Origin of the sequence: Aneurinibacillus sp. Ricciae_BoGa-3 (assembly GCF_028421645.1) — a bacterium.
In the GTDB taxonomy this organism is placed as follows: domain Bacteria; phylum Bacillota; class Bacilli; order Aneurinibacillales; family Aneurinibacillaceae; genus Aneurinibacillus_B.
Map to the genome: position 1 here is coordinate 3277654 of NZ_CP116887.1, position 16196 is coordinate 3293849.

The following is a 16196-nucleotide window of genomic DNA, read 5'->3' on the forward strand; positions in this document are numbered from 1 at the left end:
GTAAGGGCGTGGGGGTCATCATGGACAACAACAGAACAAAAAGAGTCAAAAGCTGTGTTTTTAGACAAAGAAATATGGCTTTAAAATCGGTAATGAATAAATTGCTAGATATTACACATGCTCTGGATGAATCCTCCATTGTGGCTATTACGGATCAGGCTGGTGTGATTCAGTATGTCAATAAGAAGTTTTGTGAGATTTCAGGTTTTTCCTATGAAGAGTTAATAGGCCAAAGCCACCGGATTATAAAATCGGGTTATCATGAGCCCGAATTTTTCCAAGAGATGTGGCAGACCATCAGCCAGGGGGAGATCTGGAAGGGCGAGATTAAAAACCGGGCTAAAGACGGGTCCATTTACTGGGTACAGACCACGATTGTGCCTTTTTTGGACGAAAGCAGACATCCTTATCAATACATTTCCATCCGCAACGAAATAACCGAACGCAAAAAAATTGAAGAAAAAATAAATTTTATTGCTTATCATGATTCGCTTACCGGACTTCCTAACCGCCGGGCGTTCACCGATCAGCTTTCACAGGCTTTTCTTGAGCATAAACAGCCTTCCGTGATGTTTATGGATTTGGATCGGTTTAGCATGTTAAATGATTCGCTTGGCCATATATTTGGTGACAGGCTTCTGCAGGCTGTCGCGAAACGATTCCGTCAATTTGCCGCGAAGGATCAAATAGCAGCCCGACTTGATGGCGATAAATTTGCCCTGCTGCTCCCTGATGCACAGAAGATAGAAGTGGAGCAGAAAGCGCTTGAAATCATACATACATTTAAAAAACCGTTTGTTATCGATGAATATGATTTGCATATTACGCCTCTAATTGGGATTGTCTTGGCCGACGATACTGATGAAACTGAGCTTCTTCTTAAGAAAGCAGATACCGCGCTCTTCCATGCAAAAGAACAGCAGTCGCCTTATGTGTTTTATACATCCGATATGAACAACTCCGCGTTTGATAAGCTTTTGCTGGAAAACAGTTTACGTAAAGGGCTTCAGCGGGGTGAATTTGTTCTATTCTATCAGCCTCAGATTGATATTCACACCAGAGTGATCGTTGGAACAGAGGCCCTTATTCGCTGGAAGCACCCGGAGCGTGGGTTTATCTCTCCAGCTGCCTTTATCCCGCTTGCCGAGGAAACAGGGCTGATTGAAGAAATCGGTGAATGGGTCCTGCTCACCGCTTGCCGGCAGAACAAGCAATGGCAGGATGCCGGTTATCCTCCTATGAGAATGGCTGTCAACCTCTCCTCCCGCCAGTTCCGCAAAGGAAACCTGGTAGAGACAGTCGATCGTATTCTGAAAGAAACCAAATTAGACCCACAACATCTGGAACTTGAAATTACCGAGAGCATGATGATGAATGTTGAACCAGCGATAGAAACGCTGTATCGGCTGCGCCGTCTGGGTGTCCAGATAAGCATGGATGATTTCGGAACCGGATACAGCTCGCTTAATTACCTGAAGAAATTCCCAATAAACCGCTTAAAGATAGACCAGTCTTTCGTACGGGACATCCACCAGGGCACCAAGGACTCCGCGATCGTGACCACCATCATAACGATGGCACATAATCTCAAGCTAAACGTGATAGCAGAAGGCGTAGAAACAGAGGAACAATTGTCGTTCCTGAAATCTCAATACTGTAAGGAAGCACAGGGGTATTTATTCACACCTCCGCTTCCAGCTGAACAGATAGAAGAAAGGATGCATTCGTTTAAATCCCCGGCTCAATAGCCTGGGATTTATTTTTTCTCACCTGCGCAGCAAACTAGAATATAATAGATTGAAAGCATTGATTGATATATGCTGCATCTTAGTGCTACGAGGTCATGGATATGGAAATTCTAGTAAAGATATTTCAAGAAATAGCCGGCATCGACAACCGGGAGATGTATATTCGAATTCTGCTCAGTGCGTGCTTCGGCTTCTGCATTGGTCTTGAAAGAACCAGCAAAGCAAAACCCGCAGGCATCAAAACCTACACGTTTGTAAGCGTTGCTTCGACATTGCTTACCATTGTCTCAATTTATGCAGTAGCCCGCTATTCTGTGTACCCCCACACCAATATGGATCCGATGCGGCTATCCGCACAGGTCGTTTCCGGGCTCGGGTTTCTGGGTGCCGGCCTCATTATTCAGCAGGGAAGGTCGATACATGGCCTAACCTCTTCTGCTATGGTGTTTTTCGCAGGGGGAATGGGTATCGCCATTGGTGCCGGTTTTTATGGGATTGCAATCTTTACGATGATCGTGATGTATATCGTAAAACGGCTGGGAGAGAAAGTAGAAAAGAGCCATACGAAATCGTATGGCGGTGACCAGGAAAAAGAAAAAGATTAATCCCGTATTTTCCCTGTAAAAAATTCATCCTCCTTCAGTATCCGTCGGAGCGGAGCAAATTGCGGCTCTTCCCACAAGGCTGTTCCGCCTACCATTTCCGCAGCCTCCTGCCGGGCCACCTCAAGCATGCGATAATCCTGTACAACATCAGCCAGCTTAAATTCAGGCATCCCGCTCTGTTTCGTGCCAAAGAAATCGCCCGGCCCGCGTAGTTCAAGGTCACGCCGGGCCACTTCAAATCCGTCGTTCGTTTCGGTCATGATGTGCATCCGCTCTTTTCCTACTTCTGACTTCGGATCAGCTATTAGAATACAGAAGGACTGATCGGCTCCGCGCCCAACCCGACCGCGCAGCTGGTGGAGCTGGGCAAGGCCGAATCGTTCCGCGTCATAAATAACCATAACAGATGCATTTGGCACATTAACGCCGACCTCAACTACGGTTGTCGAAACCAGCACATCCACTTCTCCCTGGCTGAAGCGCTGCATCACGTCATCTTTTTCCTTTGGATGCAGCCGCCCATGCATAAGGCCAACCTGATAAGCATCCGCAAAAAACTGGCTGAGTTGCGCATGGACATCGATGGCGTTCTGGACATCCAGCTTATCCGATTCTTCTATCAACGGACAAATTACATAAGCTTGCCTTCCCTTGCCCAGCTCTTTCCGAATAAAGCTAAGGACGCGATCAAACATGTCATGTTTCACCCAATACGTTTCGATTGGTTTGCGGCCAGCTGGGAGTTCATCAATGGTGGATACATCCATATCACCAAATGCTGTAATCGCTAATGTTCGTGGAATGGGGGTCGCGGTCATGAACAAGACGTCGGGGTGAAGCCCTTTGTCCCGAAGAACACGGCGCTGTTCCACACCGAATCGGTGCTGTTCATCTGTGATAACGAGTCCGAGCCTGGCAAAATACACATCTTCTTGAATAAGCGCGTGGGTTCCTACTATGATGTTAAGCATTCCGGACTGTAGTTCGGCCAGGATGTCGCGTCGCTGGCGGGCGGTTGCGCTTCCCGATAAAAGCGCAACTTCCATCCCGAACGGCGCAAGCAATTGTTTTAGTGTGACAAAATGCTGTTCAGCCAGAATCTCAGTCGGCACCATTAAGGCCCCCTGATAGCCCCCACATACAGTTGCATACAGCGCAATGGCTGCGACAACCGTTTTGCCTGATCCGACATCGCCTTGCAGCAAACGATTCATACTGTAAGGTGCCTGCATATCCTTTAAAATCTCGCCAACCACCCTCCGCTGGGCATTCGTTAACGGGAAAGGAAGACTTTGTGTAAACTCAGCTACCTTCTCAAGCGGAATCTCCTGGCGTACCCCATCCGCTTCTCTACGGTTCACGGCATGATACGCCTGCATCTTGAGCTGGAACAATAAAAGCTCTTCAAAGGCAAGCCGTCTTCTCCCCTGCTGGCCATCCCGTACGCTTGCTGGAAAATGGATATTCTGAATCGCCTCTGCTCTGGGCATCAGCTTATATTTATCGAGTAAATCAGGCGGTAGAATTTCTGGAACATCTGCGCCGAATTTATCAAGCGCACTGCCGATCCACTTGCGCATTTGTTTTACGGTCACAGACGCGGTTGTAGAATACACCGGTTCTATGGTGCCTTCCCGTTCTTTCATGCGCAATGAGTCCATAAAATGGTGTTCGCTAACGGTCATCTGTAGGCGTGAGCGCTCAAACTTGCCGCTTATCATGATTTCAAGCCCGGACTTAAGCTGATCTTTAAGGAAATGGCGGTTAAACCATATAGCGGTAACTACCACGCGGTCAACGACTACTTTCACGGAAGTTCTTGATTTCTTTTTCCCGTAGAATCGAACGGCAGGCTCACCATAAATCGTTCCCACAATGGTAATCTTCTCGCCTTCCTTCACTTCGGACAGGTCGCGCACCCGGTAATCTTCATAGCGATACGGAAAATATTCCAGAAGATCCTGCACGGTTTCAATATGAAAGGACTGGAGCTCTGCAGCGCTTTCGGCCCCAATCCCTTTAACTGCCGTTACCGGCTTTTTTAAATGGTTCACGGTTTTACATTCAGCGGCACACCGAAAATTTTTCCTTCTAATGCCCTGCCGGTTGGTGTTGCCGCCAGACCTCCTAGTGCTGTCTCCCGCAGGGTATGGGGCATGCTTTTGCCAATCCGGTACATGGCGCCAATCACTTCATCACACGGAATGCGGCTTTCAATACCCGCAAGCGCCATATCTGCAGCGACTGTGGCTATCGCTGCACCCATTGCGTTTCGCTTAACACAGGGAACCTCGACAAGCCCAGCTACCGGGTCACAAACAAGCCCAAGGAGATTTTTAAGGGCGATAGCGGTTGCGGTTGCGGATTGTTCAGCCCCTCCTCCAGCCATCTCGACAATAGCCGCCGCAGCCATCGCGGTTGCAGAACCCACCTCCGCTTGGCAGCCCCCGGCCGCCCCGGATATAAAGGCATTGTTTGCGATGACAAATCCTATCGCTCCGGCTGTGAATAAATAGCGGACCATGGCTTCTCGGCTGGCGCCTAGCTTATGGGATATGGAAAACAGCGTACCGGGAACAATGCCGCATGCACCTGCCGTAGGCGTGGCCACAATGGTCCCCATGGCTGCATTTACTTCGTTGGTGGCGATTGCTTTGCTAACAGAGTCTAAAATATCGGCTCCCGCAATCGTTTTTCCTTTCTGAATATAGGCTTGGAGCTTCTTCGCATCGCCTCCGCTTAATCCGCTGCGGGATTTTATATCTTCTGTAATGCCGCGGTGAACAGCCTCTTCCATAATGTCAAGATTGCGGTACATATCGTTCATAATGGATTCTCGCGGGCGGCCCGATAGCTCCATTTCGGCAAGAATCATAACTTCTGATATCGGTTTGCCTTCAGATATTGACAATTCAACCAGCTCAGCAACTGTTCTAAACTTCATGATGCTGCCCCTCTCGTAAATAAAATTCCCGTATTTTTCGCTTATGGCATGACAACAGAAACCGAGATGACATAAGGGATTTTCTTTGCCTCATCCAGCGCGGACCGGGGAACTTCCTGATCCGTCTCAATTACCATCAGCGCTTCAGAACCTTTGTCCCGGCGTGCCACTTCCATCGCTCCGATATTGATTGCATACTTCGTTAATATATTAGAAACACCCGCGATCAACCCATAGCGATCTTCATGGAGGACAAGCAAAGTAGGTGCATTGCCGGATAGCTTAAGGGGAAACCCGTTTATTTCGATAATCTCTATTTTTCCTCCGCCAATGGATATGCCCGCAATCTCCAGATTCTCTCCATCTTTATCCGTTAACTTAATTCTGGCCGTATTGGGATGGCCCACCTCTTCATCACTCACATGAAAAAGAACGGCTATCCCCAACTCTTTCGCGAGGGAAATGGAGTCTACAATTCGTTTATCGAACGTATCAAAGTCCAGAATGCCGCCGACAATGGCAATATCGGTCCCGTGGCCTCTATACGTCTGGGCAAAGGAACCGTAAAAAGTAATGTCTATGGCGTCGGGCTGCTTTCCAAAAATCGTGCGGGCCACGCGTCCAATACGCGCCGCACCTGCGGTATGGGAACTTGACGGGCCAATCATGACAGGACCTATTATGTCAAACACAGAACGATATTTCATGGTGTCCTCCTAACAGGAAAACATTCCTATCACAAGAATCCAGATAGGAATGTATGTTTGTTTGTTCTTATTATCCTATTCTATCTTATATAAGGAAACAGCCAAAAGTCCGGGTCCGCCATATGTGCCGATAACAGGGCCAAGCTGGCCGATGGCCACAGGCTCAACCACATTTAGTTGACTGCCTACTTCTTCCGCCAGCACCCTGGCTTCCTCTTCCCCGGTCGAATAGATTGCGGCTGCCACCACAGGGTTGTCTCCCGCATATTCCTTTGCCATCTCTAAAATCCTCGCCACCGCTTTTTTTTTGCCGCGTATTTTTTCAACGGGGGCTACTGTACCTGTTTCATCTATCGTAAGGATGGGCTTCACATTCAGCAGCGAACCAACAAGTGCGGATGCTTTCCCGATGCGGCCGCCTTTCTGTAGATAAGTCAGCGTATCCACTACAAAAAAAGCACGTTGGGTAGAGATGGCCTTCTCTGCTGCCTCTATGCAGGCAGCCAGCGATTTTCCTTCTCTCGCAGCCCGGGCAGCCGCAATCACAACCATGCCAAGCGGATAGGCGGCTATTTTGCTGTCCAACACGTGAACCCGTACTTTGTCTTCTACCATTCCTGCCGCAATGGACGCCGTCTGCACCGTACCACTCAAGGAACCGGATAAATGAATCGATAATATCTGAGTGCCGCCTTCCTGCGCAATCCGTTCATACACGTCTGTAAAATCAATGGGTGACGGCTGGGAAGTAGTTGGAAGCCTATCAGATGAGGCCAGTTTCTCATAAAATTGGTCCGATGTTAGCGTTATGCTGTCGAGATAGCTTTCCTCGCCGAAGTGAATTTTAAGAGGCACAATCTGGATGCCCAGCTCTTCTAGTAAACTCTTCGGCAGGTCAGCGGTGCTGTCTGTTACAATTTTGATAGTCATCATATTGCCCCTTTTGCAGGTGTTTATTCTGCAGCCAATATAAATGCGTATACCGGCTGTCCACCGTTGTGTACCTCAATCTCCTGAGAAGGAAAAGAAGTTTGGAGCTTCTTAACGAAAGCATCCAGCTCTAATTCGTTGATCCCTTCCCCGTATAAAACCGTTATGAGTTCATGATCCTCTTCGACCATTTGTATAAGCGCATTCATCGTTACCAGGTACATGTCCGGTCCCGCTGTAACGATATCCCCTTCAACCAGCCCCATAAAATCGCCTTCATGGATTTGCACATCGTTTATTTTTGTATCGCGTACCGCATGCGTTATTAGACCCGTTTTCACAAGCCCAAGCGCTTGGGTCATCTTTTTCCCGTTAGCGGGAAGACTGGCTTCTGAACTAAAAGCCAGCACTGCAGATAGCCCCTGTGGAATGGTCCTCGATGGAACCACTTCTACGTCCACCTCTGCCAGTTCAGCTGCCTGCTGGGCAGCCATCAAAATATTCTTATTATTAGGCAGCACAATCACATGCTCTGCTTTGCAGTCTGCTATAGCCTCGAGGAATTGCTCCGTGCTGGGATTCATCGTCTGCCCGCCTTCTATTACAATATCCACCCCAAGGCTTTTAAAGATGCCCATAATGCCTTCACCGGAAGCTGCTGCCACCAGTCCGAATGGTTTACGCGCAGTCTCCGATCGCGGTTCACTGTCTATCTTATTCTGGATTTCCCGAATGGGTTGCTTGTGTGATTGTTCTGCCTGGTTTTTCAGCACCTGTTCATGCTGCAGCCGCATATTTTCAATCTTCATTCGATCCAGCGAACCATACTGCTGGGCATAGGTTAAAACCCTACCTGGCTCTTCCGCGTGGATATGGACTTTTACCACGTTTTCATCTGAAACAACCAGCAGGGAATCCCCATACTGGCTTAATTTGTCCCGGAAGCTGGCTTCCGAGAAATTCCGCTCTTCTTGTAGGTGGACCATGAATTCGGTGCAATAGCCGTACGTTATGGCAGTAGGGTTGATAAAATGGTGTTCGATCTGAACGTGTTCTTCAAATTTTTCTTCTTTTACGGGGTCCATGCTTTGCAGTTCAGCTTGTGCTTCATGAACCCCCCCTCTGACAAAGCATTCAGAAAGCCCTGATAGATGTAGACCAGTCCCTGTCCGCCTGAGTCGACAACACCTACCTCTTTGAGAATGGGCAGCTGATTGGGCGTATTGTCCAGCGCCCGCTGTGCCTCCTGCACTAGAGATTCAATGACCACGGTAACTGTCCCGCTTCTTGCTGCTTTTCTCGCCGCTTTCGCAGCTTCCCGCGCGACAGAAAGAATGGTTCCCTCTACAGGTTTCATTATGGCTTTGTAGGCCATATCTACACCCTGGGAAAACGCCTCCGCCAGCTGCACCGGGCTGGCAGTGGATAAACCCGTTACTCCTTTCGCAAATCCGCGGAACAGCTGCGATAGAATGACACCGGAGTTGCCACGTGCTCCAAACAATAGTCCGCGTGAGAGACCGGCTGCAACCTTGTCGATGTCGTTATCTGTATGTTTCTCCAGTTCCTCTATACCGGAGCGAAAGGTTAAATTCATATTCGTACCGGTATCGCCATCCGGTACGGGGAATACATTCAATTCATTTACGCGGGAAGCATATTGTTCCAGCCGGCTGGCCCCTGCCTTGAACATTCGGCGCAGGACTTGTCCGCTTAAAGTTGTTTCAAACACGTTCTATTTCCTCCTTACATTAGGAGTTCTCGCCACGAACACCCTGTACAAATATATTGACTTCATCAATGATTAGCCCCAGGTTTTGGTTCAACTGGTATTTAACCCTCTCTTGCACGATATTGGCTACCTCGGATATTTTTGTGCCATACCGGACAATGATATAGAGATTGATATGAAGAAGGCCGTTTTCTTTGCGTACCTCCACCCCGCGGGATAAATTTTCACGCCGCAAAATTTCAGCAATGCCGTCTTTCATCGTGCTGCGAGAGGACATGCCGACAAGCCCATAGCACTCCATTGCAACCGCACCGGCCAGCGTGGCAATCACCTCTTCTTCGATCTCGATTTTACCCAGCTCAGTCGTTACTTCTACCGCCATTTCTTTAACCTCCTCGTGTTAACCTGCCGTTTTCGTGAACTCCTACCCATTTTACTATAAGTCAGGTATGTTTTTAAAGAAAACAAATGAGATTGTAAAGGATAAAATCTTGACAGGTGTATTGATTTCTAGTATCCATTATGCTATTATGCTTAAGTATGTAATAAGAGTCACGATGATTGTCCTCATCTCATGAAGGAGGTGGAAATAAATGGCACGAGTATGTTATGTAACTGGTAAGCGAGCTAAGACTGGCAACTCCCGAAGCCACTCCAACCGTGCAAACAAGCGCAAATGGGGTGTAAACGTACAAAAGGTACGTATCCTTGTTGATGGAAAACCAAAACGCGTTTATGTAAGCACAAAAGCGCTGAAATCCGGGCTTGTAACCCGCGCGTAGTGAAAATGACAAAAAAGCACCCCGTCCGGGTGCTTTTTTATTCTACATAATACCAGGCTTTTTTTATCCCCATCCTATCTCTTTCCACCGCTGCCTAGTAACGCCCGTATGATACCACCTAAGAATTTAGGCAGTTTAAACGTATAAAAACGCATGATGCCCCCTCCTCATTCATGTACCGTTACTCTAGTCTATTCATCATAAGGCCAGAAATGAATGGTTTCATAAAAAATAAGAAAAACATCGCGGGGCATGCCGCTCTCTCCTTTCCCCTCATAGAAGTTTTTACGGCCGCTTTGTGGAACGACGGACGGACCGGCATTAGGGAATCTTGGCTAGCGGCAAGCATAAGCGCAGGCGATGGCCTTAGATTCCTTTATACCGTTTAGGTGCAACATCTGGGTATCGGGGTGATGGAGACAGGTTGCCGGTCTTTTCGCCCTCTGTTCTACACGCTCCATTAGAAAACTAGGTTGCGGCCAAGCTATAGCGCAGGCATCAACCTAAGTTGCACTTATGCCGAAAGGTAAAGTCGATACACCTTTCGGCCTGGGGGAAAGAAAGGCGCGGACATGCGCCTCACGATGTTTTTCTAGGGTGTTTCGGGACCGGAGGTCCCATTTAAAAAACGCTCAAGGCAGTTCATCACAGTGAAACATAGGTTTTACATATCAACAAAGAGAAGGGACCTATCGGTCCCAACAAAAATTAACTCAATACTCTTAAGCGATATGTACTGTCTGGTACGATAAAAAAAGCCTGATAGCTTTACTCGCTCACAGGCTAAAGGCCGGAATTGGCCGCGTTTTTGTTACTCACAGGCACGCTTCAGAGCGGAAATGGCTTGAGCGCGGTCGGCTTGGCCAAATACTGCGCTACCGGCAACAAGACAGGTGGCGCCAGCATCCACAACCTGATTTGCCGTTTCCGTATTAACCCCGCCGTCGATCTGAACCTCAACCCTGTCGGCGAGCCCTTTCTCACGAAGCATATCCTTTAACTGTCGGCACTTCGTTAACACTTCCGGTATGAATTGCTGGCCGCCAAACCCGGGATTTACTGACATTAAGAGAACCATATCCAACTTGTGCAGGACATGCTGCAGCGTGGAAACAGGTGTCGAAGGGTTCAGCGACACGGCAGCTTTAGCACCAAGGCTCCTTATATGCTGGAGGGTGCGGTCAAGATGGATGCATGCTTCCTGGTGCACCGTAATGCTGTCGGCGCCATTCTTAATGAAATCAGCCACATACTGGTCGGCATTTTCAATCATTAAGTGTACATCAAGCGGCAATGACGTGTTGGGGCGAATCGCCCCAACAACAAGCGGCCCAATCGTGATGTTGGGGACAAAATGCCCGTCCATGACATCTACATGGATCCAGTCCGCCCCTCCCTGTTCCACTTGTTTAATCTCGTCTCCCAGGCGGGAAAAGTCAGCTGACAGAATAGAAGGTGCAATTTTAACCATCGTTTAATACCTCGGCTTTCTCTCTGTAATTTCCTGCAAAAATTGAATGTAATGTGCATAACGGGAAGCGGCGATCGTTCCATCGTCTACTCCTGCGCGCACGGCACAGCCGGGCTCATTCGCATGCAGGCAGCCCCTGAACCGGCACTGGCCTACCCTGTCTCGCATCTCCCGAAAGTTCAGCGCCAAATCTTCCCTCTCGAACGTAGAAAAATCAAGCGAACTAAACCCTGGCGTATCTGCGACCCAGCCTCCTTCCGGCAGGGGAATCAATTCCACATGCCTGGTGGTATGTTTGCCACGCCCCAACTTAAGGCTGATAGGTGCTGTTTCCAGGTTTAAATCTGCAAACAGCGCATTTAAAAGTGACGATTTGCCAACCCCGGACTGGCCGGAAAAAACGGACAGCCGGTTCTTCAGAAAGCGCCTGATGTCTTCAATACCCGCATTCCTTCTGGAACTGGTGGTTACCACTTGATAGCCGATTGCCTCATACTGGCTGCGAATTTTGGCTAGTTCTGCTTCATCCTGATAAAGGTCTGCCTTTGTCAGGCAGATTAATGCGTCCACGCCCGCCGCTTCTGTGTGCACCAGGAACGTATCCAGCAGTTGGGGATTGAATTTCGGTTCTGCGAGTGAAAAAACAAGCACGGCCAGGTCAATATTTGCGATCGGGGGACGGATAAGTTCGCTTTGACGGGGGAGTATTTCGTTAATTATGCCTTCACCGCGTCCGATTTCTTCATACTGCACTTCATCCCCTACAAGCGGGGTGAGCCCCCTTTTCTTGAAAATCCCCCTCGCCCTGCATTGCCAGGAGAATTCTCCGTTAGAAACGTAATAGTAACCCGCCAGTGCCTTGTAAATTCTACCCTGCATATATTCCCTCCCGTTACTGGATATCCGTATATTTCACTATTTTTTGATCCATTTGTGCCCCATTTTTGAACACCTGAATAATAGCGTTCTGCGTTGGTGATACCACACATGTCACATCAAATCTTGTACTCTGGTTAATCGTTGTTTTTTCTACTGTTTCGTTTGAAGTGGTAGCGTCGGTCAGACGAATTTCGATATCCGCCTGTTCTCCAGGGTTTAAATACACCTCGACCGGCACTTTCGTTTTACGCGCTTCCTGTGGCATTCCAGCGCTTACCTGAACATCTACAGTAGAATTCTTTGTCAGCTGCTTGCCCGCTCCATACGACTGCTGGATAACAATGCCTTGTTTCTGGTAGCTCTGTACCTGCTTCACGTTAGCTGTCAGGCCGAGACTATCCATTTTTGCCTGCATTTCATCTTGTGTGAGCCCAATCAGGTTTGGCATCGTAACGGTATCCTGCCCCTTGCTAATGGTTAGATGCAATTCGGTGTCCGATGGAACAATCTGCTGGCCCGGCGCCGGCTGCTGATCGAGTATCGTTCCGGGATCTTTCTGATCATTCGTAACTTCATCAACCGTTACCTTTTTATAGGAGGACAGCTCGGATTGTATATCGCTTTGCTTTTTGCCTATGTAATTCGCCATAGCCGTCTGCTGCTTCCCTTTACTCACCAGCAGTTGGACAACCGTCTTTTGTTTTACCTGCATCTTGGCGGCTGGCGTCTGTTTGATTACGGTGCCTGGCTGCGCGGTCGGGTCGTTTTGTTCGGTAATCTGGGCCACAAGCTGCTGGGCTTCCAGCGCTTTTCTCGCCTGATCAACAGGCAGGTGCTCAACGGCTGGAACCGTCACATTCGGCACATTCAAAAGGCTCATTGCATAGTAAGATCCGACGATGCTTAGCAGAAGGAATAAACCGATGCCAACTGCCCAGATAACGCCTTTCTTGATCAGGCCTTTTCGGTGCCTCTCCCGGTGCTCATCTGGATCGTCCTCTTCTTCCCCTTGATTATTTTTCACATCCAGGGGAACACCGCGCGGGCCTGGAACTGTATCGTCCTCCCAGGAGCGCCTGCCGAGCATCTCTGGTTTAATGGCCGGAATGACGCGTGTGATATCGGCATCATCCTGTTGATACTTCTCTGGCAGTACATATTCCGGTTCGTTTCTGCGCTCGGGCGAGAGGCAGGTTTTTAAATCATCGAGCATTTCGTGTGCCGATTCATACCGGTAGATAGGGTCCTTAGCCAGCGCCCGGATAATCACATTTTCCAAACTTTGTGGGATCTCGGGCCGCAATTGACGTGGATGTATGTATGGCTCTTGAAGGTGCTTTAACGCAACGCTTATCGGTGAGTCGCCGGAAAAAGGAAGCTGACCCGTAAGCATCTCATACAGCACAACCCCCATGGAGTACAGATCTGACTTCGCATTCGTCATCACACCCTTAGCCTGTTCCGGGGAAAAATAATGGACGCTGCCCAGCACAGATCCTGTGTGGGTAATAGTCGCAGCCGAAACGGCCCGGGCAATTCCAAAATCGGTTACTTTAATCTTCCCATTCTTGTTAATCATAATATTGTGCGGTTTTATGTCACGGTGAATGAGATGATTCTGGTGGGCGTGATCCAGGGCATCGCAAATTTGAATCGCAATATTCACGGCCTCCCGGACATCGAGAGGAGCCATTTCATTAATATATTCCTTTAGTGTTTCCCCTTCCACATATTCCATAACGATGTAATAGACGTCATCTTCCTGGCCTATATCATAAATGTTCACGACATGCGGGTGGGAAAGACTGGCAGCAGCCTGAGCTTCACGGTGGAAGCGAGTAATAAAATCATCATCGTTGCCAAACTGGGAGCGCAAAATTTTTACGGCTACCGTACGGTTCAATAGGATATCGCGAGCCCGATAGACAACTGCCATACCGCCTTCGCCTATCTTCTTCTCGATATCATAACGGCCACCGAGTCTGTTTCCAATCATAAATTGCCCTCCCTTCATTCCTTGAGTCCATTACGGTTACGCAGGAGTACAACCGTAATATTATCTTCACCACCGGAATCAAGCGCGCGGTTAATTAACGTATTAACCATGTGTTCGAGAGACTGACTCTGAAGAATTTCTTTCATGCTGTCCGCGTTCACTTTTCCCGATAGCCCGTCTGAACACAAAAGCAAAATATCCTGAGGATCCCAGTTTAACACGTTAAAATCAGCCTTGACTTTCCTGTCTGTTCCAAGCGCACGGGTTAATATATTGCGCTGTGGATGGACAGCTGCTTCCTTTTCGGTGATTTGGCGGTTTTTCACCAGTTCGTTAACCAGTGTATGATCGCGGGTAACCAGATGCAGTTCCCCGTCCTGGCAGCAGTAGCGGTATATCCGGCTGTCGCCAATATGCGCAAGTATGCCATACTGCTCATTTACAAGCGCCAGCACCAGCGTGGTGCCCATTCCTCTGCACTCTTCATGCGTGGCGGCGTAGGAGAAAATTTGCTCATTGGCAAGCTGAATGGCTTCATTCAGCTTGCTCTGTATGGCATCTGGCGTTTCTTCGTTAATGGCCGAGATGTGTTTGGTAATCACCTCTACAGCCATCTGGCTGGCTACGTCGCCTGCCTGATGGCCTCCCATTCCGTCTGCAACAATTCCCAGAACCCACCCGTTGTCCAAACGGCGAATGGCTCCTGAATCTTCATTCGTCTGTCTTACACAGCCGATGTGTGTCTGTATGGCTGATTCCATTCCCATCTCACCTCGTCGTCTGTTTCGCATGCTGTGCCCGAAGCTGGCCGCAGGCAGCAGCAATATCACTCCCGTGCTCCCTTCGAATCGTTACGTTTACGCCTCTCTTTTCAAGCGTGCGCATAAATTCAAAGATGTCATTTCGCGAAGTTCTTACATAGTCACGCTCTGGAACATAGTTAACCGGAATAAGATTCACGTGGCACATGATGCCCTTAAGCAAATCGGCCAGCTCTTCCGCGTGCTGCGGCTGGTCATTTACCTTGCCAAAAAGCCCATATTCGAAAGTTAGGCGCCGCCCTGTTGTTTTAATGTAATAGCGGCATGCTTCCATGAGCTCATCCAGTGGATACCGCCTGTTTACCGGCATAAGGCGTGAGCGGATTTCACTGTTCGGCGCATGCAGAGAGATGGCCAGATTAATTTGTAGCTTCTCATCTGCAAAACGGTAAATGGAAGGCACGATGCCGCTGGTGGACACCGTAATGTGACGCTGCCCAATGTTTAAGCCCTTGTCTTCATTAATAATACGCATAAAACCTAAGAGCGCGTCATAATTCTCAAAAGGTTCGCCAATGCCCATCACTACTACATGGCTGGCGCGTTCCCCATCCTTATCCAGCGCCTTCTGGGCTGCCAGTACCTGCATAACGATTTCGCCGGCTTCCAGATTTCGCTTGAGCCCGCCAAGCGTGGAAGCACAGAATGTGCAGCCAATCCGGCACCCAACCTGAGTGGTCACGCAGATGCTATTTCCATAGTTATGTCGCATAATCACGGTTTCGATTGCGTGTCCATCGTGCAGGGAGAAAAGAAACTTAATAGTCCCGTCGCTTGATTCCTGGCGCGTTATTTCCTTCAGCGCGTCCATCCGGAAGCTGGCTTCCATTTTATCACGCAGTTCCTTGGAGAGATTGGTCATGTCCGAAAACGAAGCTACACGCTTAACATAGAGCCAGTCAAAGATTTGAGCAGCCCTGAAAGCTTTTTCGCCATTGGCAGCAAGCCAGTCCTTCAACGCGGAAAGCGTTAAATTATAAATAAAAGTTTTCATTTAGGTATCACCATTCAGTTTATTGTACGTTGCTGCTTGCATGTTCGCAGCCGCACATTGTATATTGTATCACATTTAAAATATATTGATTAGTAGACCCAAGGGACGAAGATTATCCGCCTATACGCCCCTGTGCCTGAGATGCCCGCACCTGAGAAAAACATCGCGGGCCATGCCGCTCTCTCCTTTCCCCTCATAGAAGTTTTTACGCCGCTTTGTGGAACGACAAACGGACCGGCATTAGGGAATCTTGGCCAGCGGCAAGCGTAAGCGCAGTCGATGGTCTTAGATTCCTTTATACCGTTTAGGTGCAACATCTGGGTATCGGGGTGATGGAGACAGTTGCCGGTCTTTTTCGCCCTCTGTTCCACACGCTCCATTAGAAAACTAGGTTTCGGCCAAGTTATAGCGCAGGCAGCAACCTAAGTTGCACTTATGCCGAAAGGTAAAATCGAAACACCTTTCGGCCTGGGGGAAAGAAAGGTGCGGACATGCGCCTCACGATGTTTTTCTTGGGTGTTTGGGGACCGGAGGTCCCATTTAAAAAATCGCATAAGGCACTTCAACACTGTGTAGCACATAAACTC

14 protein-coding genes and 1 pseudogene are annotated in these 16196 nt (G+C 48.7%); 3 read left to right on the top strand and 12 right to left on the bottom strand.

Annotation, left to right across the window (positions count from 1 at the left end; genetic code table 11):
- Nucleotides 1–20: 20 nt before the first annotated feature.
- Both PP175_RS16600 and PP175_RS16605 read left to right on the top strand, forming a co-directional pair.
- Entirely contained in the window at nucleotides 21–1748 is a 1728-nt protein-coding gene (locus tag PP175_RS16600; protein WP_272439428.1) for a putative bifunctional diguanylate cyclase/phosphodiesterase, read from the top strand.
- A gap of 101 nt (nucleotides 1749–1849) precedes the next feature.
- Complete coding sequence (locus PP175_RS16605; protein WP_272439429.1) at nucleotides 1850–2353, top strand: MgtC/SapB family protein; 504 nt, start codon at nucleotides 1850–1852, stop codon at nucleotides 2351–2353.
- Here the strand turns inward: PP175_RS16605 and recG are convergent.
- From recG to PP175_RS16635, 6 genes and pseudogenes are all read right to left on the bottom strand, one after another.
- Nucleotides 2350–4407, bottom strand: a complete 2058-nt coding sequence (gene recG, locus PP175_RS16610; RefSeq protein WP_272439430.1) for an ATP-dependent DNA helicase RecG — start codon at nucleotides 4405–4407, stop codon at nucleotides 2350–2352. The two genes, PP175_RS16605 and recG, sit on opposite strands and share 4 nt — an antisense overlap.
- The gene (gene sdaAA, locus PP175_RS16615) at nucleotides 4404–5297 is read right to left on the bottom strand and encodes an L-serine ammonia-lyase, iron-sulfur-dependent, subunit alpha (protein WP_272439431.1); all 894 of its coding nucleotides are present in this window, start codon (nucleotides 5295–5297) and stop codon (nucleotides 4404–4406) included. Before sdaAA ends, recG begins: the two co-directional genes overlap by 4 nt.
- A gap of 41 nt (nucleotides 5298–5338) precedes the next feature.
- Nucleotides 5339–6004 (bottom strand): L-serine ammonia-lyase, iron-sulfur-dependent subunit beta, encoded by a 666-nt coding sequence (gene sdaAB / locus PP175_RS16620; protein WP_272439432.1) that lies wholly within the window; start codon nucleotides 6002–6004, stop codon nucleotides 5339–5341.
- 75 nt (nucleotides 6005–6079) lie between these two features.
- A complete protein-coding gene (locus PP175_RS16625; RefSeq protein WP_272439433.1) occupies nucleotides 6080–6937 on the bottom strand; it encodes a DegV family protein in 858 nt (285 codons plus the stop codon).
- A gap of 20 nt (nucleotides 6938–6957) precedes the next feature.
- A pseudogene (locus PP175_RS30055) lies at nucleotides 6958–8666 on the bottom strand (DAK2 domain-containing protein).
- Between the two features lie 19 nt (nucleotides 8667–8685).
- On the bottom strand, nucleotides 8686–9048 hold the full coding sequence (locus tag PP175_RS16635; RefSeq protein WP_272439434.1) for an Asp23/Gls24 family envelope stress response protein: 363 nt from the start codon (nucleotides 9046–9048) through the stop codon (nucleotides 8686–8688).
- A 211-nt stretch (nucleotides 9049–9259) separates the two neighbouring features.
- Between PP175_RS16635 and rpmB the strand changes: the two genes are divergently transcribed.
- Nucleotides 9260–9448: a 50S ribosomal protein L28 gene (gene rpmB / locus PP175_RS16640; RefSeq protein WP_272439435.1), complete on the top strand. Its 189-nt coding sequence runs from the start codon at nucleotides 9260–9262 to the stop codon at nucleotides 9446–9448.
- A gap of 74 nt (nucleotides 9449–9522) precedes the next feature.
- Here the strand turns inward: rpmB and spoVM are convergent, their stop codons facing one another.
- From spoVM to rlmN, 6 genes are all read right to left on the bottom strand, one after another.
- Nucleotides 9523–9603, bottom strand: coding sequence for a stage V sporulation protein SpoVM (gene spoVM, locus PP175_RS16645; RefSeq protein WP_272443296.1), 81 nt, complete (start codon nucleotides 9601–9603; stop codon nucleotides 9523–9525).
- A 656-nt stretch (nucleotides 9604–10259) separates the two neighbouring features.
- Complete coding sequence (gene rpe, locus PP175_RS16650; RefSeq protein ID WP_272439436.1) at nucleotides 10260–10919, bottom strand: ribulose-phosphate 3-epimerase; 660 nt, start codon at nucleotides 10917–10919, stop codon at nucleotides 10260–10262.
- 3 nt (nucleotides 10920–10922) lie between these two features.
- On the bottom strand, nucleotides 10923–11798 hold the full coding sequence (gene rsgA, locus PP175_RS16655) for a ribosome small subunit-dependent GTPase A (RefSeq protein ID WP_272439437.1): 876 nt from the start codon (nucleotides 11796–11798) through the stop codon (nucleotides 10923–10925).
- A 13-nt stretch (nucleotides 11799–11811) separates the two neighbouring features.
- On the bottom strand, nucleotides 11812–13794 hold the full coding sequence (gene pknB / locus PP175_RS16660) for a Stk1 family PASTA domain-containing Ser/Thr kinase (protein WP_272439438.1): 1983 nt from the start codon (nucleotides 13792–13794) through the stop codon (nucleotides 11812–11814).
- Between the two features lie 14 nt (nucleotides 13795–13808).
- A complete protein-coding gene (locus PP175_RS16665; RefSeq protein WP_272439439.1) occupies nucleotides 13809–14555 on the bottom strand; it encodes a Stp1/IreP family PP2C-type Ser/Thr phosphatase in 747 nt (248 codons plus the stop codon).
- A gap of 7 nt (nucleotides 14556–14562) precedes the next feature.
- Entirely contained in the window at nucleotides 14563–15609 is a 1047-nt protein-coding gene (rlmN, locus tag PP175_RS16670; protein ID WP_272439440.1) for a dual-specificity RNA methyltransferase RlmN, read from the bottom strand.
- Nucleotides 15610–16196: the final 587 nt, after the last annotated feature.

Excerpts from the sequence above, each read along its gene's own strand:
- PP175_RS16600 (WP_272439428.1), top strand. The coding sequence starts at position 21 with ATGGACAACAACAGAACAAAAAGAGTCAAAAGCTGTGTTTTTAGACAA.
- PP175_RS16605 (WP_272439429.1), top strand. The coding sequence starts at position 1,850 with ATGGAAATTCTAGTAAAGATATTTCAAGAAATAGCCGGCATCGACAAC.
- sdaAA (WP_272439431.1), bottom strand. The coding sequence starts at position 5,297 with ATGAAGTTTAGAACAGTTGCTGAGCTGGTTGAATTGTCAATATCTGAA.
- sdaAB (WP_272439432.1), bottom strand. The coding sequence starts at position 6,004 with ATGAAATATCGTTCTGTGTTTGACATAATAGGTCCTGTCATGATTGGC.
- PP175_RS16625 (WP_272439433.1), bottom strand. The coding sequence starts at position 6,937 with ATGATGACTATCAAAATTGTAACAGACAGCACCGCTGACCTGCCGAAG.
- PP175_RS16635 (WP_272439434.1), bottom strand. The coding sequence starts at position 9,048 with ATGGCGGTAGAAGTAACGACTGAGCTGGGTAAAATCGAGATCGAAGAA.
- rpmB (WP_272439435.1), top strand. The coding sequence starts at position 9,260 with ATGGCACGAGTATGTTATGTAACTGGTAAGCGAGCTAAGACTGGCAAC.
- spoVM (WP_272443296.1), bottom strand. The coding sequence starts at position 9,603 with ATGCGTTTTTATACGTTTAAACTGCCTAAATTCTTAGGTGGTATCATA.
- rpe (WP_272439436.1), bottom strand. The coding sequence starts at position 10,919 with ATGGTTAAAATTGCACCTTCTATTCTGTCAGCTGACTTTTCCCGCCTG.
- rsgA (WP_272439437.1), bottom strand. The coding sequence starts at position 11,798 with ATGCAGGGTAGAATTTACAAGGCACTGGCGGGTTACTATTACGTTTCT.
- pknB (WP_272439438.1), bottom strand. The coding sequence starts at position 13,794 with ATGATTGGAAACAGACTCGGTGGCCGTTATGATATCGAGAAGAAGATA.
- PP175_RS16665 (WP_272439439.1), bottom strand. The coding sequence starts at position 14,555 with ATGGAATCAGCCATACAGACACACATCGGCTGTGTAAGACAGACGAAT.
- rlmN (WP_272439440.1), bottom strand. The coding sequence starts at position 15,609 with ATGAAAACTTTTATTTATAATTTAACGCTTTCCGCGTTGAAGGACTGG.